This window comes from Bdellovibrio sp. HCB337, from assembly GCF_047302465.1.
In the GTDB taxonomy this organism is placed as follows: Bacteria; Bdellovibrionota; Bdellovibrionia; order Bdellovibrionales; family Bdellovibrionaceae; genus JACMRP01.
In genome coordinates this window covers 3,563,784-3,578,554 of record NZ_CP178621.1, presented here as the reverse complement: position 1 = coordinate 3,578,554, position 14,771 = coordinate 3,563,784, and the positions used below count along the sequence as shown (strand labels likewise).

Genomic DNA, 14,771 nt, shown 5'->3' with positions numbered 1-14,771 from the left:
CTCGTCTATAAACAGCCTTTAAATCTTTGGGTGTTATGGTTTTTTTCAAATTAGTCTGTAGAAATATTTTGGCTGTCTCTTTGTGTGGTCTTTTAGTGTCATGCAATGGTTTTAAAATCTGGATTCCAGAGGACGAGTCGACCGCTGAGGAGCGAGAGAAAATTGCAGCGACACTTCAGCATATCTCTGCACTCGCTGCGGAAGTTGGTTATCAAAACAGTTTTACGTCTCTTCCGGTTTGGGTCACGACGGAAGACGAATATGAAAATAATCGCAGCGCCTATTGCTCTTGGGATGATAACAACCACGGTGTGTACATCGTTATTAATCGAAAGGTTTTTGAACGAGAAAAGCAAGAACCGCGTTTTCAGGAAGTTTTTGCCGTCCTTCTGCATGAAATTGGACATTGCTATTTTAGCAGGGGTCACAGTCATGAAAGGATTTTGAAGCCTGGATACATCGCCGAAGTACAGGCCGTCGATTCTGTCGGAGGGACTGTTTTTAATGAATCCGGTTTCCCGGTGTCCATCATGTATGTCGGCAGCCCTGCTAGCTGCCAAGAAAATTGCGATGCTTCATTTCGTATTACCAAAGTAAAAGAATTTGAAAAATATTTTGTCTCTGAATTGGTCGGGACTATCAAAGCGATGTCTGCCGATGAGTTAGAAAAATTCAAAAGCTTCAGATGGGTCAAGATCGAAGAATAAAAAAACCACGTTCATCACGTGGTTTTTTTGGGGGCTGATCTGCCATTTTAAATTCTCTTAGACAATTTATTTTGTAGTCTTTGATTTGACGGGTTCCTGAGGAGCTCCCATACCCATTCCCATCATGGGGCAACTTCCATCTTTCATCATAGGACAGTTTTTCATCATTTCTTGGTGGCACTCTTGAACGGTCTTTGTAGAGTTCAAACACTCTGCGGCCTTTAGGTGCATATTTGCCATTTGTTTTCTTTGTTCGGGCGTATATGTCGTTGATGTCGGGGCGGCAAAGGCAGCCAAACTCAATGTGCTAAGTAATATAAGCAATAAAGTTTTCATGAAGTCTCCTTAGTATTGATTCACGTTTAGATGATAGAGATCTGTGTGAACCATAGACAATCCAGAGAACATCTCGATATCGAGAAGGATTACTCCAAAGTCTTTGCCTTAAAGCAAAAGACCGGCTTTTTGGCCGGCCTTTAAATGAGTTACTTGTAAGTATCTACACTCGGGCAAGAACAAACTAAGTTTCTGTCGCCGTAAACGTTGTCGATACGTCCTACGACTGGCCAGAATTTATTGCTACGAAGCCATTCAGCTGGATACGCCGCTTGTTCGCGCGAGTAAGCGTGAGCCCACTCTGACTTCAGCAAGGTCTCTGCAGTGTGCGGAGAGTTCACAAGTGGGTTGTCTTTGATATCCCATTTCTTGCTCTCGACATTGCGGATTTCGTTACGGATGCTGATCATCGCATCGATGAAACGATCCAGTTCTGCTTTTGGCTCACTCTCAGTTGGCTCGACCATCAACGTGCCAATCACCGGCCAAGACATGGTCGGAGCGTGGAAGCCATAATCGATCAAACGTTTTGCAACGTCAGCAACATCAACACCGCTGGTTTTTTTGATCTCGCGCATATCTAAAATACACTCATGCGCTACCAAACCCTCTTTGCCTTTATAGACAACAGGGTAGTGAGGAGCCAGTTTCTTCGCGATGTAGTTCGCATTCAAGATCGCAACCAAAGTTGCTTTCTTCAAGCCCTCAGCGCCCATCATCGTGATGTAAGACCAAGAGATCGGCAAAATACTAGCACTGCCCCAAGGAGCAGAAGTGGTTGCGCTGATGCCTGTTTTAGGACCGGCTTCTGGTTGCAAACCATGAGTCGGCAAATATTTTTTCAAATGTTCACGAACACCGATAGGACCAACACCTGGGCCGCCACCACCGTGCGGGATCGCGAAAGTCTTATGCAGATTCATGTGGGATACGTCCGCACCAAACTCCGCAGGACGGCAAAGCCCCACAAGTGCATTCATATTCGCGCCGTCCATGTAAACTTGGCCGCCGTTATCATGAATAGTTTGGCAGATCTCTTTGATGCTTTCTTCAAACACACCATGAGTTGAAGGGTAAGTAATCATCAATGCAGCCAAATCTTTTTTGTGTTCAACCGCTTTTGCTTTCAAGTCTGCAACGTCAACGTTTCCTTGGTTATCGCAGTTTACAACTACAACCTTCATACCTGCCATCACAGCAGAAGCTGGATTTGTTCCGTGCGCAGAGCTTGGAATCAAGCACACGTTTCTGTGAGCTTCGCCTTTGTCGATGAAGTATTTACGGATTACAAGAAGACCCGCGTACTCGCCAGAAGCGCCCGAGTTCGGCTGAAGGCTGACGCCCGCAAAACCCGTGATATCGCAAAGTTTATTTTCAAGGTCATGGATCATTTCGATGTAGCCTTGGATCTGAGACGTCGGTGCAAACGGATGCATTTTATTGATCTCAGGCCATGATACAGGAACAAGTTCTGTCGTCGCATTCAACTTCATCGTGCAAGATCCGAGTGGGATCATCGAGTGAGTCAATGTGATGTCTTTATTCTGAAGCATGTGGATGTAACGAGTGATCTCGGGCTCAGAACGGTGAGTGTTAAACACCGGGTGAGTCAGATACTTGCTGCTACGAACGAACTGGGTTGGCCAGTTGTAGTTCAAGCTTGCATCGATGTCCGCTGCTGTGAAGCTAGCTTTAGCGCCCAAGTTAAACGCTTGGAAGATGTCATCAACAGTTTGCAAGCTGCAAGTTTCATCCAAAGACATACCAAGAGTGTTATTGCCAAGAACACGGAAATTCATATTCAAAGCTTCGGCCGCTTTCGCGATGTCCGCTGCTTTTGGCGTAGAGACTGTAAGAGTGTCGAAGTAAGTCGTGCTTGGAGTCGTGAAACCAAGTTTTTTCAAACCTTCCGCAGTGATCGCAGCCATACGGTTTACACGTTGAGCGATTTTCTTCAAACCCTCTGGACCGTGGTAAACAGCGTACATGCTGGCCATGTTTGCCAAAAGCACTTGAGCTGTACAGATGTTAGAAGTCGCCTTTTCGCGACGGATGTGTTGTTCGCGAGTCTGCAAAGCCAAGCGCAGAGCGGACTTCCCGTGGCTATCCACAGAAACACCCACAATACGACCTGGCATAATGCGCTTATAAACGTCTTTCGTCGCCAAGAACGCAGCATGAGGACCACCGAAACCGAGTGGCACGCCAAAACGTTGCGAGTTTCCAACGCAGATATCAGCGCCCCATTCTCCTGGAGGAGTCAAAAGCGTCAAAGACAAAAGATCCACAGACGCAACAACCATTGCATGCGCATTGTGGTACTTGTCCGTCATTTCTTTGTAATCTTCGATCACACCTTCTGTGTCAGGGTACTGAATGAAAGCAGCGAAGACCGGAGTTTTAAAATCAAAAGATTTTGGATCTTGAACGATCATGTTCAAGCCCAGAGGCTCCGCACGTGTTTTCAAAACCTCGATCACGTGAGGATGCATTTTCGGAGACACGACAAAGCTATTCACGTTGTCATGTTTATGAGAAGCATGAGCCATCGCCATTGCTTCTGCAGCCGCCGATCCTTCATCTAAGAGCGAGCTGTTAGAAATTTCCATACCTGTCAGGTCAATGACCATTGTTTGGAAGTTCAAAAGTGCTTCCAAGCGACCTTGTGCGATCTCTGCTTGGTAAGGAGTGTAGGCTGTGTACCACACTGGATTTTCAAGAACGTTTCTTTGAATCACAGTTGGCGTGATGGTGTCGTAGAAGCCCATGCCCAAAAGAGAGCGGAAGACTTTGTTTTTAGAAACGGTCTTTTTGAGATTTGCTAAAAGCTCGTACTCAGAGATGCCGTCACCAACGACAGAATAATTTTTTGTCGTGCGGATTTTTTGGGGAACGACTTGAGCTGCCATTTCATCCAAAGATGAAAAGCCGAGCTCTTTAAGCATCGCCTGAATATCTTCATCACGGGGGCCAATGTGACGACCCATGAATTCTTTTTGAGTAGAGTTATTGGAGTAGTTCAACGAGAAGGTGTTTGATTTCATGCCACGGTCCTTGGAAATTTGAGTGACAAACTATCACAGTCCAAAGAGGGGATAAAGTCCTAGCCCGAGAGCGCAGGCCGTCATGGCCGATTTTCGGGCACTTGGTAGAGGATCACCCCGAAATGGCGCGTTATTTAGGCCTCGGCCAGAGCTGGTAAGGCCTTAAAATGGCTTTTAAAGTACCGTTTTCTGAAGCTTCACGGCTTTGCAGGATTTGAGGTTCTGCAGAGCTTCGCCTTGCCTCTCTTTGGCGGTCAGGATCTCGCCTTGGATTTTTTGTTTTTGCCCTGCCACGTTGGTCATTTGGCCGCTGATCATGTTGTACATAACCGGATTGCAGTTAGGTGCAGAGGCCGCTCGGCAGTTTTTATTATAGTCGTTGATAGCTTTTGTGCCCGATTGTAATTGCTCTTCCAGGCCAGTGAGTTGCTTTTGTTTTTGAGAAACTTCTGAATTATAGCGTTTAGCATCTTGTGAAAAACGATCGCAGTTTATTTTTGCAGCAAACGCGGTAGAGCCTTGCAAACTCAATCCAAAAACGAAAAAGCCGACGAACAAAAAAAGTTTCATGATTTATTTTCCTCTTTAAAGATTGTCTGAAAAGAAAAAAGCCCGGTCAAGCCGGGCTTTTTCGCAAGCAATGTTCTTGCTGCTTCTTACAGAGTAGTGTCTGCGTAGAAGATCATTTTTTGTGGAGTAAGGATGTGCTGAAGATCGCCACCGCCCACTTGCTTGCCAGCAAGAGCATCTTTCGCAGCACCTTGGCAGGCTGCGCTTGTGCTGTTCATCTGGCCGGTTTGTTTAAGATCGACCAACATGCGAGTGTCAGACACCTTTTTGAAAGAGATCACAGTTCTGCGAGACGTTTCACAGAATGTACTGCTGTTCGCACCAGTATTGATGGTGAAACTTTCAGTTTCTTCGTCTTCCAAAGTCGCCATCGTACCATCTGGAGTGTAGTTCAAGATGTTTGTGATGAACGCGTTTTTAGGTTTACCACGCTCAGAATCTTGAGCGAACTCTTCCGGTGTCGTAGCTGCCCAGTTGAAGCGATATTCACGTTGGCACGTAGAAGTCGCGTTGTTTGTGCTCCAGTAAGCTTCTGCATAACAACGGTAAGCTGCCAATTTGTCAGCGGTTGTTGCATCACCAATGCTTTCGCAAGGCTGACCAGAGGCAACGATCGTTGTAGGCTGACCCAAATACTCACCCGAATTTGTAGTTAACGGCGTTGTTGTTGGACCAGTGCTGTCTGTGAACTGACCACCAGTGTGTGTACAGCTCAAGCTAATTGCGGCTGTCGTGCCGCTATTGTCATGGTCCACGTTCGTGTAAGTACAAGTGTGAGTATAGAAACCGTTTCCGTATGTAGAAGAAGCTGTGGATTGAGTACAGCTGCCGATACCAATCGTAGACCAGTTTGTAACGTTCACAGGTTTTGCAGTCGCAGTATTGAAGCAACCGCCACCCTCGACGCCTACTTGCCAGCCGTAGTTGCCGCTTCCAGTGCCTGGCCACATGCCGGTCATGATCTCAGCTTTGCAAGCCCAGCCATTGTAAGTCACGCTATTGTGAGTGATTGCTGTAGGTCTGCAATCTTGTACTGGACGAGTCGAAAGAGCGCCCGTTTTCATCCAAGGTTTATCGAATGGAGAAGCATCACCACCAAAACCTGTTGGCGTTTGGTAGCTATAATCACCGAAAGAGATCGTATTACCAGCTACTGTAGGCAAAGTAGCAATGTGGATGCGGCCAGCCGCACGCGCTTCAGCAGCCGTGAAACCAGTTTTAGAACCGCAAGCACCCATACCATTTGCGAAGTTTTCGCCCCAAATAGAAAGAGCATAACGATCTTCAGTTCCGATAGTTCCATCCGTCGTCGCACAAACAACTGGATCTACAGACATATCGCAGTTTGTGGTTGGAGAAAACTTCTTACCAGCCATACGAACCAAGGTGATCGGGAAGCCGATACAAGGGCCGTCGTTGCACGTTGAAGTCACAGTTTGATAGCCAGAAGGAAGAGTTCCTGAGAACGCCTTCATATACCAAGTACCTGTAGGATCGAAGGCAGTACTAGAAGAAACAGTCGTTGAAGAGTCAATTTTATCCGCAATTTGCGACACTGGAATAACCACTTTGCCATCTGTACCCAAAGTGATGTTACCGAGGGCAACACTGTCACCAAGAACAACAGAAGAAGACTGAGAGTTATTACCATTCATATCTTTAGAACTAGTATCTTCGAAAACGATCGTACCGACTTGGCTTTCATCGTTTTTATCACGGAAAATCGCAGTTACTGCGGCACCTTTTGCGCCAGGAATACTGATTGTAAAAGAACCATCCGCGCCAACTTCAGCCTCTGCAACAGAAGGTGGAGAAGTGAAAGCAACGGCGTAGACCTCAAGATCGGTCAAAGAAACTGCCATTGCGCTGTTGCTGAAAGGCTTTACGCCCATAACAGACGATGAAGCGCCCAAGGTACCAGAAATGGTGAGTGATTCGACTGTGCTTGGGCCATTGCTGAAACCACCACATGCGGTGACTGCACCAAGAGCACCGGCTGCCGACAAACCCAACGTGAGTTTTGTCCAAAAATTCATATTACATCCTCCCTAATTTTTTAAAGTCAAAGCTGCGCCGCCATGACTGTCTCGAACGTCAATGTTCTTAATATTTTTGTTTTAAGTATGTAGGCATTATCGAGTCGAAAGTAATGTGACTACAATCAGTATTTGAGTTCTCTTTGAGAATCTGCTCGAGAGTTCAGTAAATAAAACTAATACGCGCGCGTGTGAATGTTCGAAAGAGACTTGTTCTCTTGGAGCTCTGACTTAGGTCAGAAAAACAAAAAGATGATTATGGCAAAAAAAAGAGGCCGATTTTCATCGGCCTCTTTCGGTAGTATTTCAGAGAAAGAACTAAGCTTTTTTCTTAGTTGTTTTACGAGCAGCAGTTGTCTTCTTTGCAGTCGCTTTTTTAGGAGCTGCTTTTGCAGACTTAGCTGTTTTCTTAGCTGGCTTTACTTTCAAAGACTTCGCTTTTGCACGCAATTCTTTTTCAAGTTTGTTCTTTTGAGCAACCAACTGTTTTCTGTAGTTCAAGATGTTCTTTTCGATGTCGCCAGCAGATTTTTTGAATTTAGAAAGAGTTTTATTCATTTCCGCATTCAACTTACCTTGAAGGATGTGCATGTCATGCATAACAGCTTGAACGCGTTCGTTTTTAGAAAGTTCGTTAACGAGTTGTTGGATTTTGTTTTCCATTGTCTATCTCCTTAGAAAAATCAGCCGACAAAATTGCCGAGAAGCTCTTTTGTTTATACTCCTGCAAGGGGGAAATGAAAAGCCCCCTGCAATATTTTTACGAAAGAGTCAAAATCCGGCTCGAGCACTAAAGCGTGAAACTAAAGTTTTTAATCAATAATCCAGGTAGGTTTTTCCCTCCTAAAGACCGTTGATGATATGTGTCCACGCTTGGATCTACTTCGCGGAAATCCGTCACTTCCAGAAGACCTTCGTCCAAAATGTCGTAAAGACTGACGTCAAAGCGCATATCTTCGATCGGAGCTACGATTTTTCCGTTTTCCACCCATAGGCATGCATAACGGGTCATCCCAGTGATGCGTGCGTTTGGTTGGTCACTCCAGTTGAGATAGTGCAAATTCGACAGGTAAAGTCCCGTGTCTAGTTTCGTTAAAATATCTTTTCGAGCTAGACTTCCTGGAGCAATTTCCATAGCTCGAGGGTATTCACCCGCTGAGGCGTGATTCCCTGGGACCCCATACTCTTTGGCACTTCGAGAGCTGACCAAGAATTGCTGAAGTTCTCCGTCTTTAATCAAAGGCAGAATTTCGGGCGCAAGTTCGCCCATGTCATTAAAGCGGGGAGTAAGCCCCAAGTGAAAGTTCTCTGACAGTGAAAACTGCGAAGAAAACTTACGTTCTTTGTCGTGGAGCTTTTTAAGCGCGCTTCCGCCGTCTCGGTACGCACGATAGCTGAGGGCACCCCAACTAAACATACTGGCAAGTTCAGCAACAGCGCCAGGAGCCAAATACACGCGGTAGTTGCCAGGCGAGAGTTTCATACGAGGCTTGTCCATTGCCGCTAGTTGCTCGGCAGCCTGGGCAATATTGGTTTCAAATTCGCTTTGATGCCAACGAGAGCCCGCATAACACGCTTTTGATGCGCGCTCGCCATTGTAAAGCGAGTAGTCCATGAAGAAGCTTTCATTAGTAAACCAATGGCTTTGTCCCAAAGAGTTGCAGTTGCCTGTTTCAATCGTGCCACCCGCGTACAGCCCTGCCATATCATGGGCTGCCATAGGCTTGGCGATAGCTTGAATCAATTTTTCCCCAGTCAGAAGTTCGCCGCGGAAAATGGACTCGCTGGTACCGTTGTTTGCAAATGGCACCAAATAGGGATCTTGTGGCAGAGCTACAGCTTCTTCGCGGGCTTCTTTCAAAAGCCTTTGGGCTTCGATCAAATCCCATTCTGCAGAGCCTTGGGCGCTGAAGGATTTCTTAAGCTTACGACCGGCTTTTTGCAGCTCAAAGCTGAGCTCTTTTTGATTTACAGAGGTGTTCTGACGAACTTTGCTCTGATTCCAGCGAATGAAGTCCGTGTCTTCACCACGGAAATAAACGGTCAAAGCTTCGTCGTTATGAAGGTCTTTGAAGAGTCCTTGGGCAACAAAATTTAAAATCTCACGCGAATTCATTACACACCTCCAAAGACTTCGATATTTCCAAACAAGCAATACGGAGAAGAGTGAGCCACGCGAATAAGCTGGCTGGGCTCTCCTTTACCGCAGAAAGGGCTTCCGTGATTTTCATATGTACCAGAGTTGCCGACAGCTTTCAGGCTGTTCCAGAACTCCAAAGTCTTGCCACGGTAATTTGGATTTTTTACGACACGAGTCAGTTTTCCGTCTTCGATCATTTGTCCGTACTCGCAACCGAATTGGAATTTGTTGCGGTAGTCATCAATGGACCAAGAACGATTGGCCTTCATCAAAACACCACGTTTTACGGAACCTATCATTTCATCCAACGTGGATTTTCCAGGGACCACGTTGATATTCGCCATACGATCAATCGGTGCGCGATTCCAGCTAGAAGCACGTTGATTCGCAACGCCTAGAATGCCAGAGCGTTTTTGTGATTCAAGACTGCCCAAACCGCGTAGAAGTTTTCCGTCTTTGATTAGATATTCGCGTGTTGCAGGATTGCCAACGTCATCAAACGCGTAAGAAGCAAATTGCCCACGCTCACTTGGGTCAAAAACGACATTGAGTAAACTTGAGCCATATTGAAGATTTCCAAAAAACTCGGGCTTAATGAAACTCCAGCCGGCATAGTTGCGCTCATCACCCAAAATACGATCAAGCTCAAGCGGGTGACCGATAGATTCATGAATTTGCAACTGCATTTGATCTGGGGCCAAGAGGATATCCATGGTTTCAGTCGGGCAGTTTTCAGATTCCAAAAGAAGCATGGCTTCTTCACCGGTTGTGCGGCAAAGATCATAGATTTCATTCTTACGGAAAATCTCGGCACCAATCTGCAAAGAATTTCCCTCAGTGCGGGATTGCGTATCTTTGTCATTTTGGGCTGTGGCTTTGTAGTACGTGGTGACCATATCAAAGTTTTGAAGCCACTCAGCTCCACTTGATGATGCGTACTGAATTTCAGTTTCTACGATAAAGATATATGCCAATCGCGACACGATTTTATCAGAAACTTTCATAGCCTTTGACGAATTCATCAAAACGCGAACAACTTCTTCGGTGCTTAAAGTGTCCAAGCGATGCAAGTAAGGACTTTGGAATTGCCCTCTGGACGATGGGCGTTCTTCAGGAGTGAATTCAGCCACTTTAAATTGTGACGATTGTGTCGATAGAGTTTTTGCTCTGGAAAAAGCGGCCTTCATTCCCTCTGGAGTCAGATCACTGGTGGCAGCATAGCCCACATGTCCATCGATCATGACTTCGATCATCACACCTTGGTCTTTTTGCGAGTTATGCTCTTCTGGATTTTCATTTCGAATAACATGCGTTGTGGTTTTTTCTGTGTAGAGACGCAGGCCTACCCAATCGACCTGATTTTTAAAATCAGAAAGCGCTTTTGTGAAGTTAGCTTGAATAAGATTTTGGGTCATTTTGGCTCCTAAAAGAGTTGGCAAATGATTTGCATTTTAATGAATCGAAACTCATGCATCTCAAGTCCGGTGTCAGGAAGTCCCTGGACAGGGTCTGGACCTAAGGACTCTAGATGTTAACAACGTGAAGTGGCACAATAAGGAGGCATTATGAAACAGCTAGTCGGAATCATCCTTACCATTCTCTTCGTTAACTTGTGGTCTACCCTATCAGTAGCGTCACCTCAAGCATGTAAGTACGTTTCTGAGGGTGCCGTTCAACAATCTTGGAAAAAAATCAGAATTCAAGGAATCACCGGGGATTTTTTAGCAGGTGCTGACAACTTTTCCGAGGCCCTTTCCATGGGGCAGAGCCTCACAGAAGAGCAAGTATGCGTTCCTCAGGTGCAAGATTGCCGCATGGCCAGCGAAGGTATCGTTGGCGGCGTGTGGATGAAGCACCGAATCCAAATGGACCGTGACATGGTGTTTGGAGCGGATGATATCGCTTCAGCGCTAAGACACCTTTCAGCTTTGCGCCGTTTGGGTTATTGTCAGTAGATGACGAGAAGTGAGTTTCTAAATTCGAAGTGGAAATCTTACCCCCTTGTTCCCAAGGGGGTTTCTTTTTTTGGCCGTCTTCAAGATTTGCGGCCCTTGGCGGATCAACAGTGGACCCTGATGCTGACACGCGAGGGGAAAAACCACAGCCGCATCTTTTCAAAACTTTATTTCACAGAAGACGCTTCACTTTCCGTCCAAACTCTTCTGGCCCCCGGAGATCTTGTCGCGGTCGCAGACAATGGCGAGATCACATTGCTCGCGCCAGCGCTGCAAAAGCTGCCAGAGCGTTATCTTCAAGTGGATCTGTTGAAGCAGTGGCAAGAGTTTCTTTATTGGGTGCGTGAATTCTTCAAAGAGCAGGGGTTTGTAGAAATTCAAACTCCGGGCCTTGTTACTTGCCCGGGCACAGAGCCAAGCCTTGATGTTTTTAGCACGGATTTGGTGCTGGGCTCCCGTCGTGAAAAACTATATTTGCCGACCAGTCCCGAGCTTCACCTAAAAAAGGCTTTGGCCTTGGGCGCTGAGAAGATTTTTGAAATCAAAAAATGCTATCGTAATGGAGAAGTCACAACTCACCATCAGCCTGAATTTACGATGATCGAATGGTATCGGGCTTTTGATAATTTGGCTTCCATCAAAAAAGACGTCGCAGAGCTTGTGAAATATTTGGGAAGCAAAATGTCTTCGGTGAATGGCCCAAAAGCGGTGGATAGTTTCACCATTGCGCAGCTTTTTAAACGCGATTGCGGCTTTGAACTAGTACCAGAAACCAATAAAGAACAGCTGCGCGAACTTGCAACCAAACTAGGTGTTGATGTCAGTTCGGCAACTCAAATTGATGACTATTTCTTTTTACTTTTCTTAGAAAAAATCGAAAGCCAATTGCCGACCGAGCACATGACTTTTGTTGAAAACTATCCGCCGTATCAAGCAGCGCTGGCGCGGCTGACAGAGGACGGGTGGGGGGATCGTTTTGAGGTCTATTGGCAAGGATTGGAACTTGCCAATGCTTTTCACGAACTGAACGATGCGAAAGTTCAAGCCGAACGTTTCAAAGAGGATCTTGCAAAGAAAAAAGCCATGGGAAAAGAAATGATTCCTTTGGATGAAGAGTTCCTGCAATGCTTGCAAGCGGGGATGCCACCATCAGGGGGAATTGCCTTGGGGCTGGATCGTCTTTTTATGGCGTTAACCGGGGTTTCAAAGATCTCTGAAACCCGTTTATTTCCGATGAAATAGTTATTTTTTGATCGCTTGAGTGAGGACATCACAAGGCTTGGGAACTGTATCCCAGGCTTTGACATAGATATTGGAGCTCATACTTTGCAGCTTTTTATCCAAAGAACTTTTGAGCAATTCTACTTCGGTTTGAATAGCAGGGTCTACTTTCACAGCCTTCAAGAAAATATCGTACACGTGGCAACTAGCACGAGTCATACAGGCTTGTGTTTTTTCTTCCAAATCAAAGAGATCCTGAGAGCCAATGGTGCTCTGGGACCACTGAGCCGAAGCATTCGCCTGGGCCGCAGACAATTTCGTGCTTAAAGATTTTGGATTTACTTTGGTTTTGCATTGCTGAACTCGCGGAGATCGCGGTTGCTCAACAGCGACTTTGACGACAATTGTTTGTCGGCGAAGCTCATCTAGCTCGTTGTATGGAACCGCTGCCAATAAAGGACGCGCGATTGTTAGACCCATCACAAAAAATAAATAATTGCTGAGTTTCATTCCTCTTAGGATGCAATGTTTGGGGACAATTGTCATGAAATTCAAGCTGGCCCCAGGCCAAAGTGCGAGATCTACTGCGGTTTATTTAACGCCGTGCTAGGATACCATCACAACTATGGGCTTAAAATTTACTTCAAAATCTCAGTATCAAGTGATGCCTTGGAAAAACGGCCAGGGAATGACGGCGCAGATCCAAATGTTTCCGGAAGGAGCGAGCTTTCCGGACGGGGATTTCCTTTGGCGTTTAAGTTCTGCCACCGTCCAAGCGTCTGGGCCGTTCTCTTTATTTCCAGGATGTGATCGCATTTTGGTTGTTCTCAGTGGTGAAGGGCTCCTGTTGAACAGCGCGAGGCTTGAGCCTTTGAATCCCATTCGCTTCTCTGGAGAGTTCGTCATCGACTGCCAGTTGATCGGTGGTGAAGTGGTGGATCTTGGATTGATTTTCCGCCGCGATAAAGTGCAAGCGGATGTCTCTATAGAAACTTTGCCAGCGGGAGCGCAAACTCTTTCACTGAATTCAAAAACTCACTTGTTATATCTTTATTCTGGCAGCTGCGAAGTGCAGGGGCGCAGAGTGGAAGCAGGGGATACTCTCCAAGTGACGGGTGAAAAAGAAATCGCCCTCCGGGTTTTATCCTCAGAGGGCGCAAAATTAATTCATTTTCAGGTTGCCGACTAAGCAGCGCCTTTTTCTTTCTTATTAGAAACCATGGCAGACAGTTTTAGAACTAAGTTGTTGAGCTCAACACCTTGCTCTTTTAACTCGGTTACTGTTGCAGAGATTTCTTCTGCAGCCGCCGCATTCGCTTGCGAAGTCTGATCCAACTGATTCATCGCAGTTGAAATTTGACCGATGCCTGTTTGCTGTTGTTGAGCTGCCATAGAAATTTCTTGGCTCAAGTTAGAAACTTTGCCAACAGAACCCAAGATCTTATGGAAAACCTCGCCACTTGCGGTGGCTCTTTTTGTCCCAGCTTCGATCTTGCCATTTACATCCATAATCAAAGTGCTGATCTCTTTTGCGGAAGTCGCACTTCTGTGTGCCAGAGCACGAACTGCCTCTGCCACGACTGCAAAACCTTTACCTTGCTCACCCGCGCGAGCGGCCTCTACAGAGGCATTCAAAGCCAACAAGTTTGTTTGGAAAGCGATATCGTCAATGACTTGAATGATGTCTTTCATCTTGGTTGAACTTGCAGAGATGTCACCCATAGAGTCCACAAGGCTTGTGATGTCTTTTTGGCCGCCACTCACTGTGTTTTGTGAATCTTGTGACAAAGTCGCCGCATGATGAGCACTGTCGGTATTTGTTTTGATCAAACTAGCGATCTCTTCAAGAGAAGCCACGGTTTCTTCCATCGAAGCGGCACTTTCAGTCGAAGACGAAGACAAGTTCATGCCGGATTCATTTAGCTGAGTCAAAGCTTCCGAAACAGTTTGAGACACGGACTCTAAGCTCTTAACAATGACTTGGATATTTGCTTTCAGGGCGCGGCTCAACAAGAAGAAAGTCATACCAAGTAAAAGCGTGATTCCCAAAACACCGATGTGCAAAGCTTTTCCGTAGAAAACAAAGTTTGTAACTGCTGTATCCGTACGAGCAGCCATCATTTTTCTAAATTCAGAAATTGGCTGCTGAATGATTTCGACTTCTTTGTGATAAGCATCATCATGCAAAATACGACGAGCCATTTCGAGATCAGGATTGCCTTTTACAGTGTATTTACCTTGAGCATCAGCGGATAAACCTTCCACAGCGTACATCGCTTTTTCTTCAATCGCGATAAGAGCGCTGGATTTGTTGCCGGCCTCTGTAAGTTTACCCATTTCCTCGTCTGTGAAACCTTGCTTTTTAAAGAGTTCCGTCAATGAAACCTTGGTGCCGTCGGGACGAGCTTTTTCACCAGAACGTACTTTAACGATGTCCCAATACATGTCTTTGTATTTTGCATCACCAGTAACAACATAAGTTCTTGCCAGGCGAGTAAGATCTTCCGAGCTTTGACCAAGGTCATTCGCGAGACCGAATGAAATGAACTTATTGCTGTGAGCCTCGTTCATCATCATTTCAATTTTTACTGTTACAACGATCACGCAAATCAGCGTGAGAATAAGAATTCCACTCGTGATACTGAGTGCGCGGACATTTCTAAGGATATTCATGCGTTCCCCCCGAATATAAGTATCGACAGGGGCAGGGGAATCTTTAGGGACGGATGATTTGGACGCGTTCGAAACCTAAAAAAAGGTCA

General features: G+C 45.9%; 13 protein-coding genes. 4 read left to right on the top strand and 9 right to left on the bottom strand.

The features are described from left to right. The first annotated feature begins 35 nt into the window (after positions 1-35). Entirely contained in the window at positions 36-707 is a 672-nt protein-coding gene (locus tag ACLWBB_RS17255; RefSeq protein WP_413288804.1) for a hypothetical protein, read from the top strand. 66 nt (positions 708-773) lie between these two features. Here ACLWBB_RS17255 and ACLWBB_RS17250 read toward each other — a convergent pair whose 3' ends face one another. From ACLWBB_RS17250 to ACLWBB_RS17220, 7 genes are all read right to left on the bottom strand, one after another. Beyond that, entirely contained in the window at positions 774-1,043 is a 270-nt protein-coding gene (locus ACLWBB_RS17250) for a hypothetical protein (protein ID WP_413288803.1), read from the bottom strand. A gap of 149 nt (positions 1,044-1,192) precedes the next feature. Continuing rightward, positions 1,193-4,087 carry an aminomethyl-transferring glycine dehydrogenase gene (gene gcvP / locus ACLWBB_RS17245; RefSeq protein WP_413288802.1) on the bottom strand — a complete coding sequence of 965 codons (2,895 nt, stop codon included), beginning with the start codon at positions 4,085-4,087 and terminating at the stop codon, positions 1,193-1,195. 174 nt (positions 4,088-4,261) lie between these two features. Next, positions 4,262-4,657, bottom strand: a complete 396-nt coding sequence (locus tag ACLWBB_RS17240; RefSeq protein WP_413288801.1) for a hypothetical protein — start codon at positions 4,655-4,657, stop codon at positions 4,262-4,264. Between the two features lie 86 nt (positions 4,658-4,743). Further along, positions 4,744-6,693 (bottom strand): hypothetical protein, encoded by a 1,950-nt coding sequence (locus ACLWBB_RS17235; RefSeq protein ID WP_413288800.1) that lies wholly within the window; start codon positions 6,691-6,693, stop codon positions 4,744-4,746. Between the two features lie 318 nt (positions 6,694-7,011). Beyond that, on the bottom strand, positions 7,012-7,356 hold the full coding sequence (locus tag ACLWBB_RS17230) for a hypothetical protein (protein ID WP_413288799.1): 345 nt from the start codon (positions 7,354-7,356) through the stop codon (positions 7,012-7,014). A 127-nt stretch (positions 7,357-7,483) separates the two neighbouring features. Continuing rightward, positions 7,484-8,809 (bottom strand): TldD/PmbA family protein, encoded by a 1,326-nt coding sequence (locus tag ACLWBB_RS17225; protein WP_413288798.1) that lies wholly within the window; start codon positions 8,807-8,809, stop codon positions 7,484-7,486. Continuing rightward, complete coding sequence (locus ACLWBB_RS17220; RefSeq protein ID WP_413288797.1) at positions 8,809-10,248, bottom strand: TldD/PmbA family protein; 1,440 nt, start codon at positions 10,246-10,248, stop codon at positions 8,809-8,811. Before ACLWBB_RS17220 ends, ACLWBB_RS17225 begins: the two co-directional genes overlap by 1 nt. A gap of 150 nt (positions 10,249-10,398) precedes the next feature. Between ACLWBB_RS17220 and ACLWBB_RS17215 the strand changes: the two genes are divergently transcribed. After that, positions 10,399-10,788 (top strand): hypothetical protein, encoded by a 390-nt coding sequence (locus ACLWBB_RS17215; RefSeq protein WP_413288796.1) that lies wholly within the window; start codon positions 10,399-10,401, stop codon positions 10,786-10,788. Between the two features lie 120 nt (positions 10,789-10,908). Beyond that, positions 10,909-12,030, top strand: coding sequence for an EF-P lysine aminoacylase EpmA (epmA, locus tag ACLWBB_RS17210; protein WP_413288795.1), 1,122 nt, complete (start codon positions 10,909-10,911; stop codon positions 12,028-12,030). Here epmA and ACLWBB_RS17205 read toward each other — a convergent pair whose 3' ends face one another. Next, positions 12,031-12,519: a hypothetical protein gene (locus ACLWBB_RS17205; protein WP_413288794.1), complete on the bottom strand. Its 489-nt coding sequence runs from the start codon at positions 12,517-12,519 to the stop codon at positions 12,031-12,033. 115 nt (positions 12,520-12,634) lie between these two features. Between ACLWBB_RS17205 and ACLWBB_RS17200 the strand changes: the two genes are divergently transcribed. Then, on the top strand, positions 12,635-13,198 hold the full coding sequence (locus ACLWBB_RS17200) for a HutD family protein (protein ID WP_413288793.1): 564 nt from the start codon (positions 12,635-12,637) through the stop codon (positions 13,196-13,198). Here ACLWBB_RS17200 and ACLWBB_RS17195 read toward each other — a convergent pair. Beyond that, positions 13,195-14,682 carry a methyl-accepting chemotaxis protein gene (locus tag ACLWBB_RS17195; protein ID WP_413288792.1) on the bottom strand — a complete coding sequence of 496 codons (1,488 nt, stop codon included), beginning with the start codon at positions 14,680-14,682 and terminating at the stop codon, positions 13,195-13,197. The two genes, ACLWBB_RS17200 and ACLWBB_RS17195, sit on opposite strands and share 4 nt — an antisense overlap. Positions 14,683-14,771 lie beyond the last annotated feature (89 nt).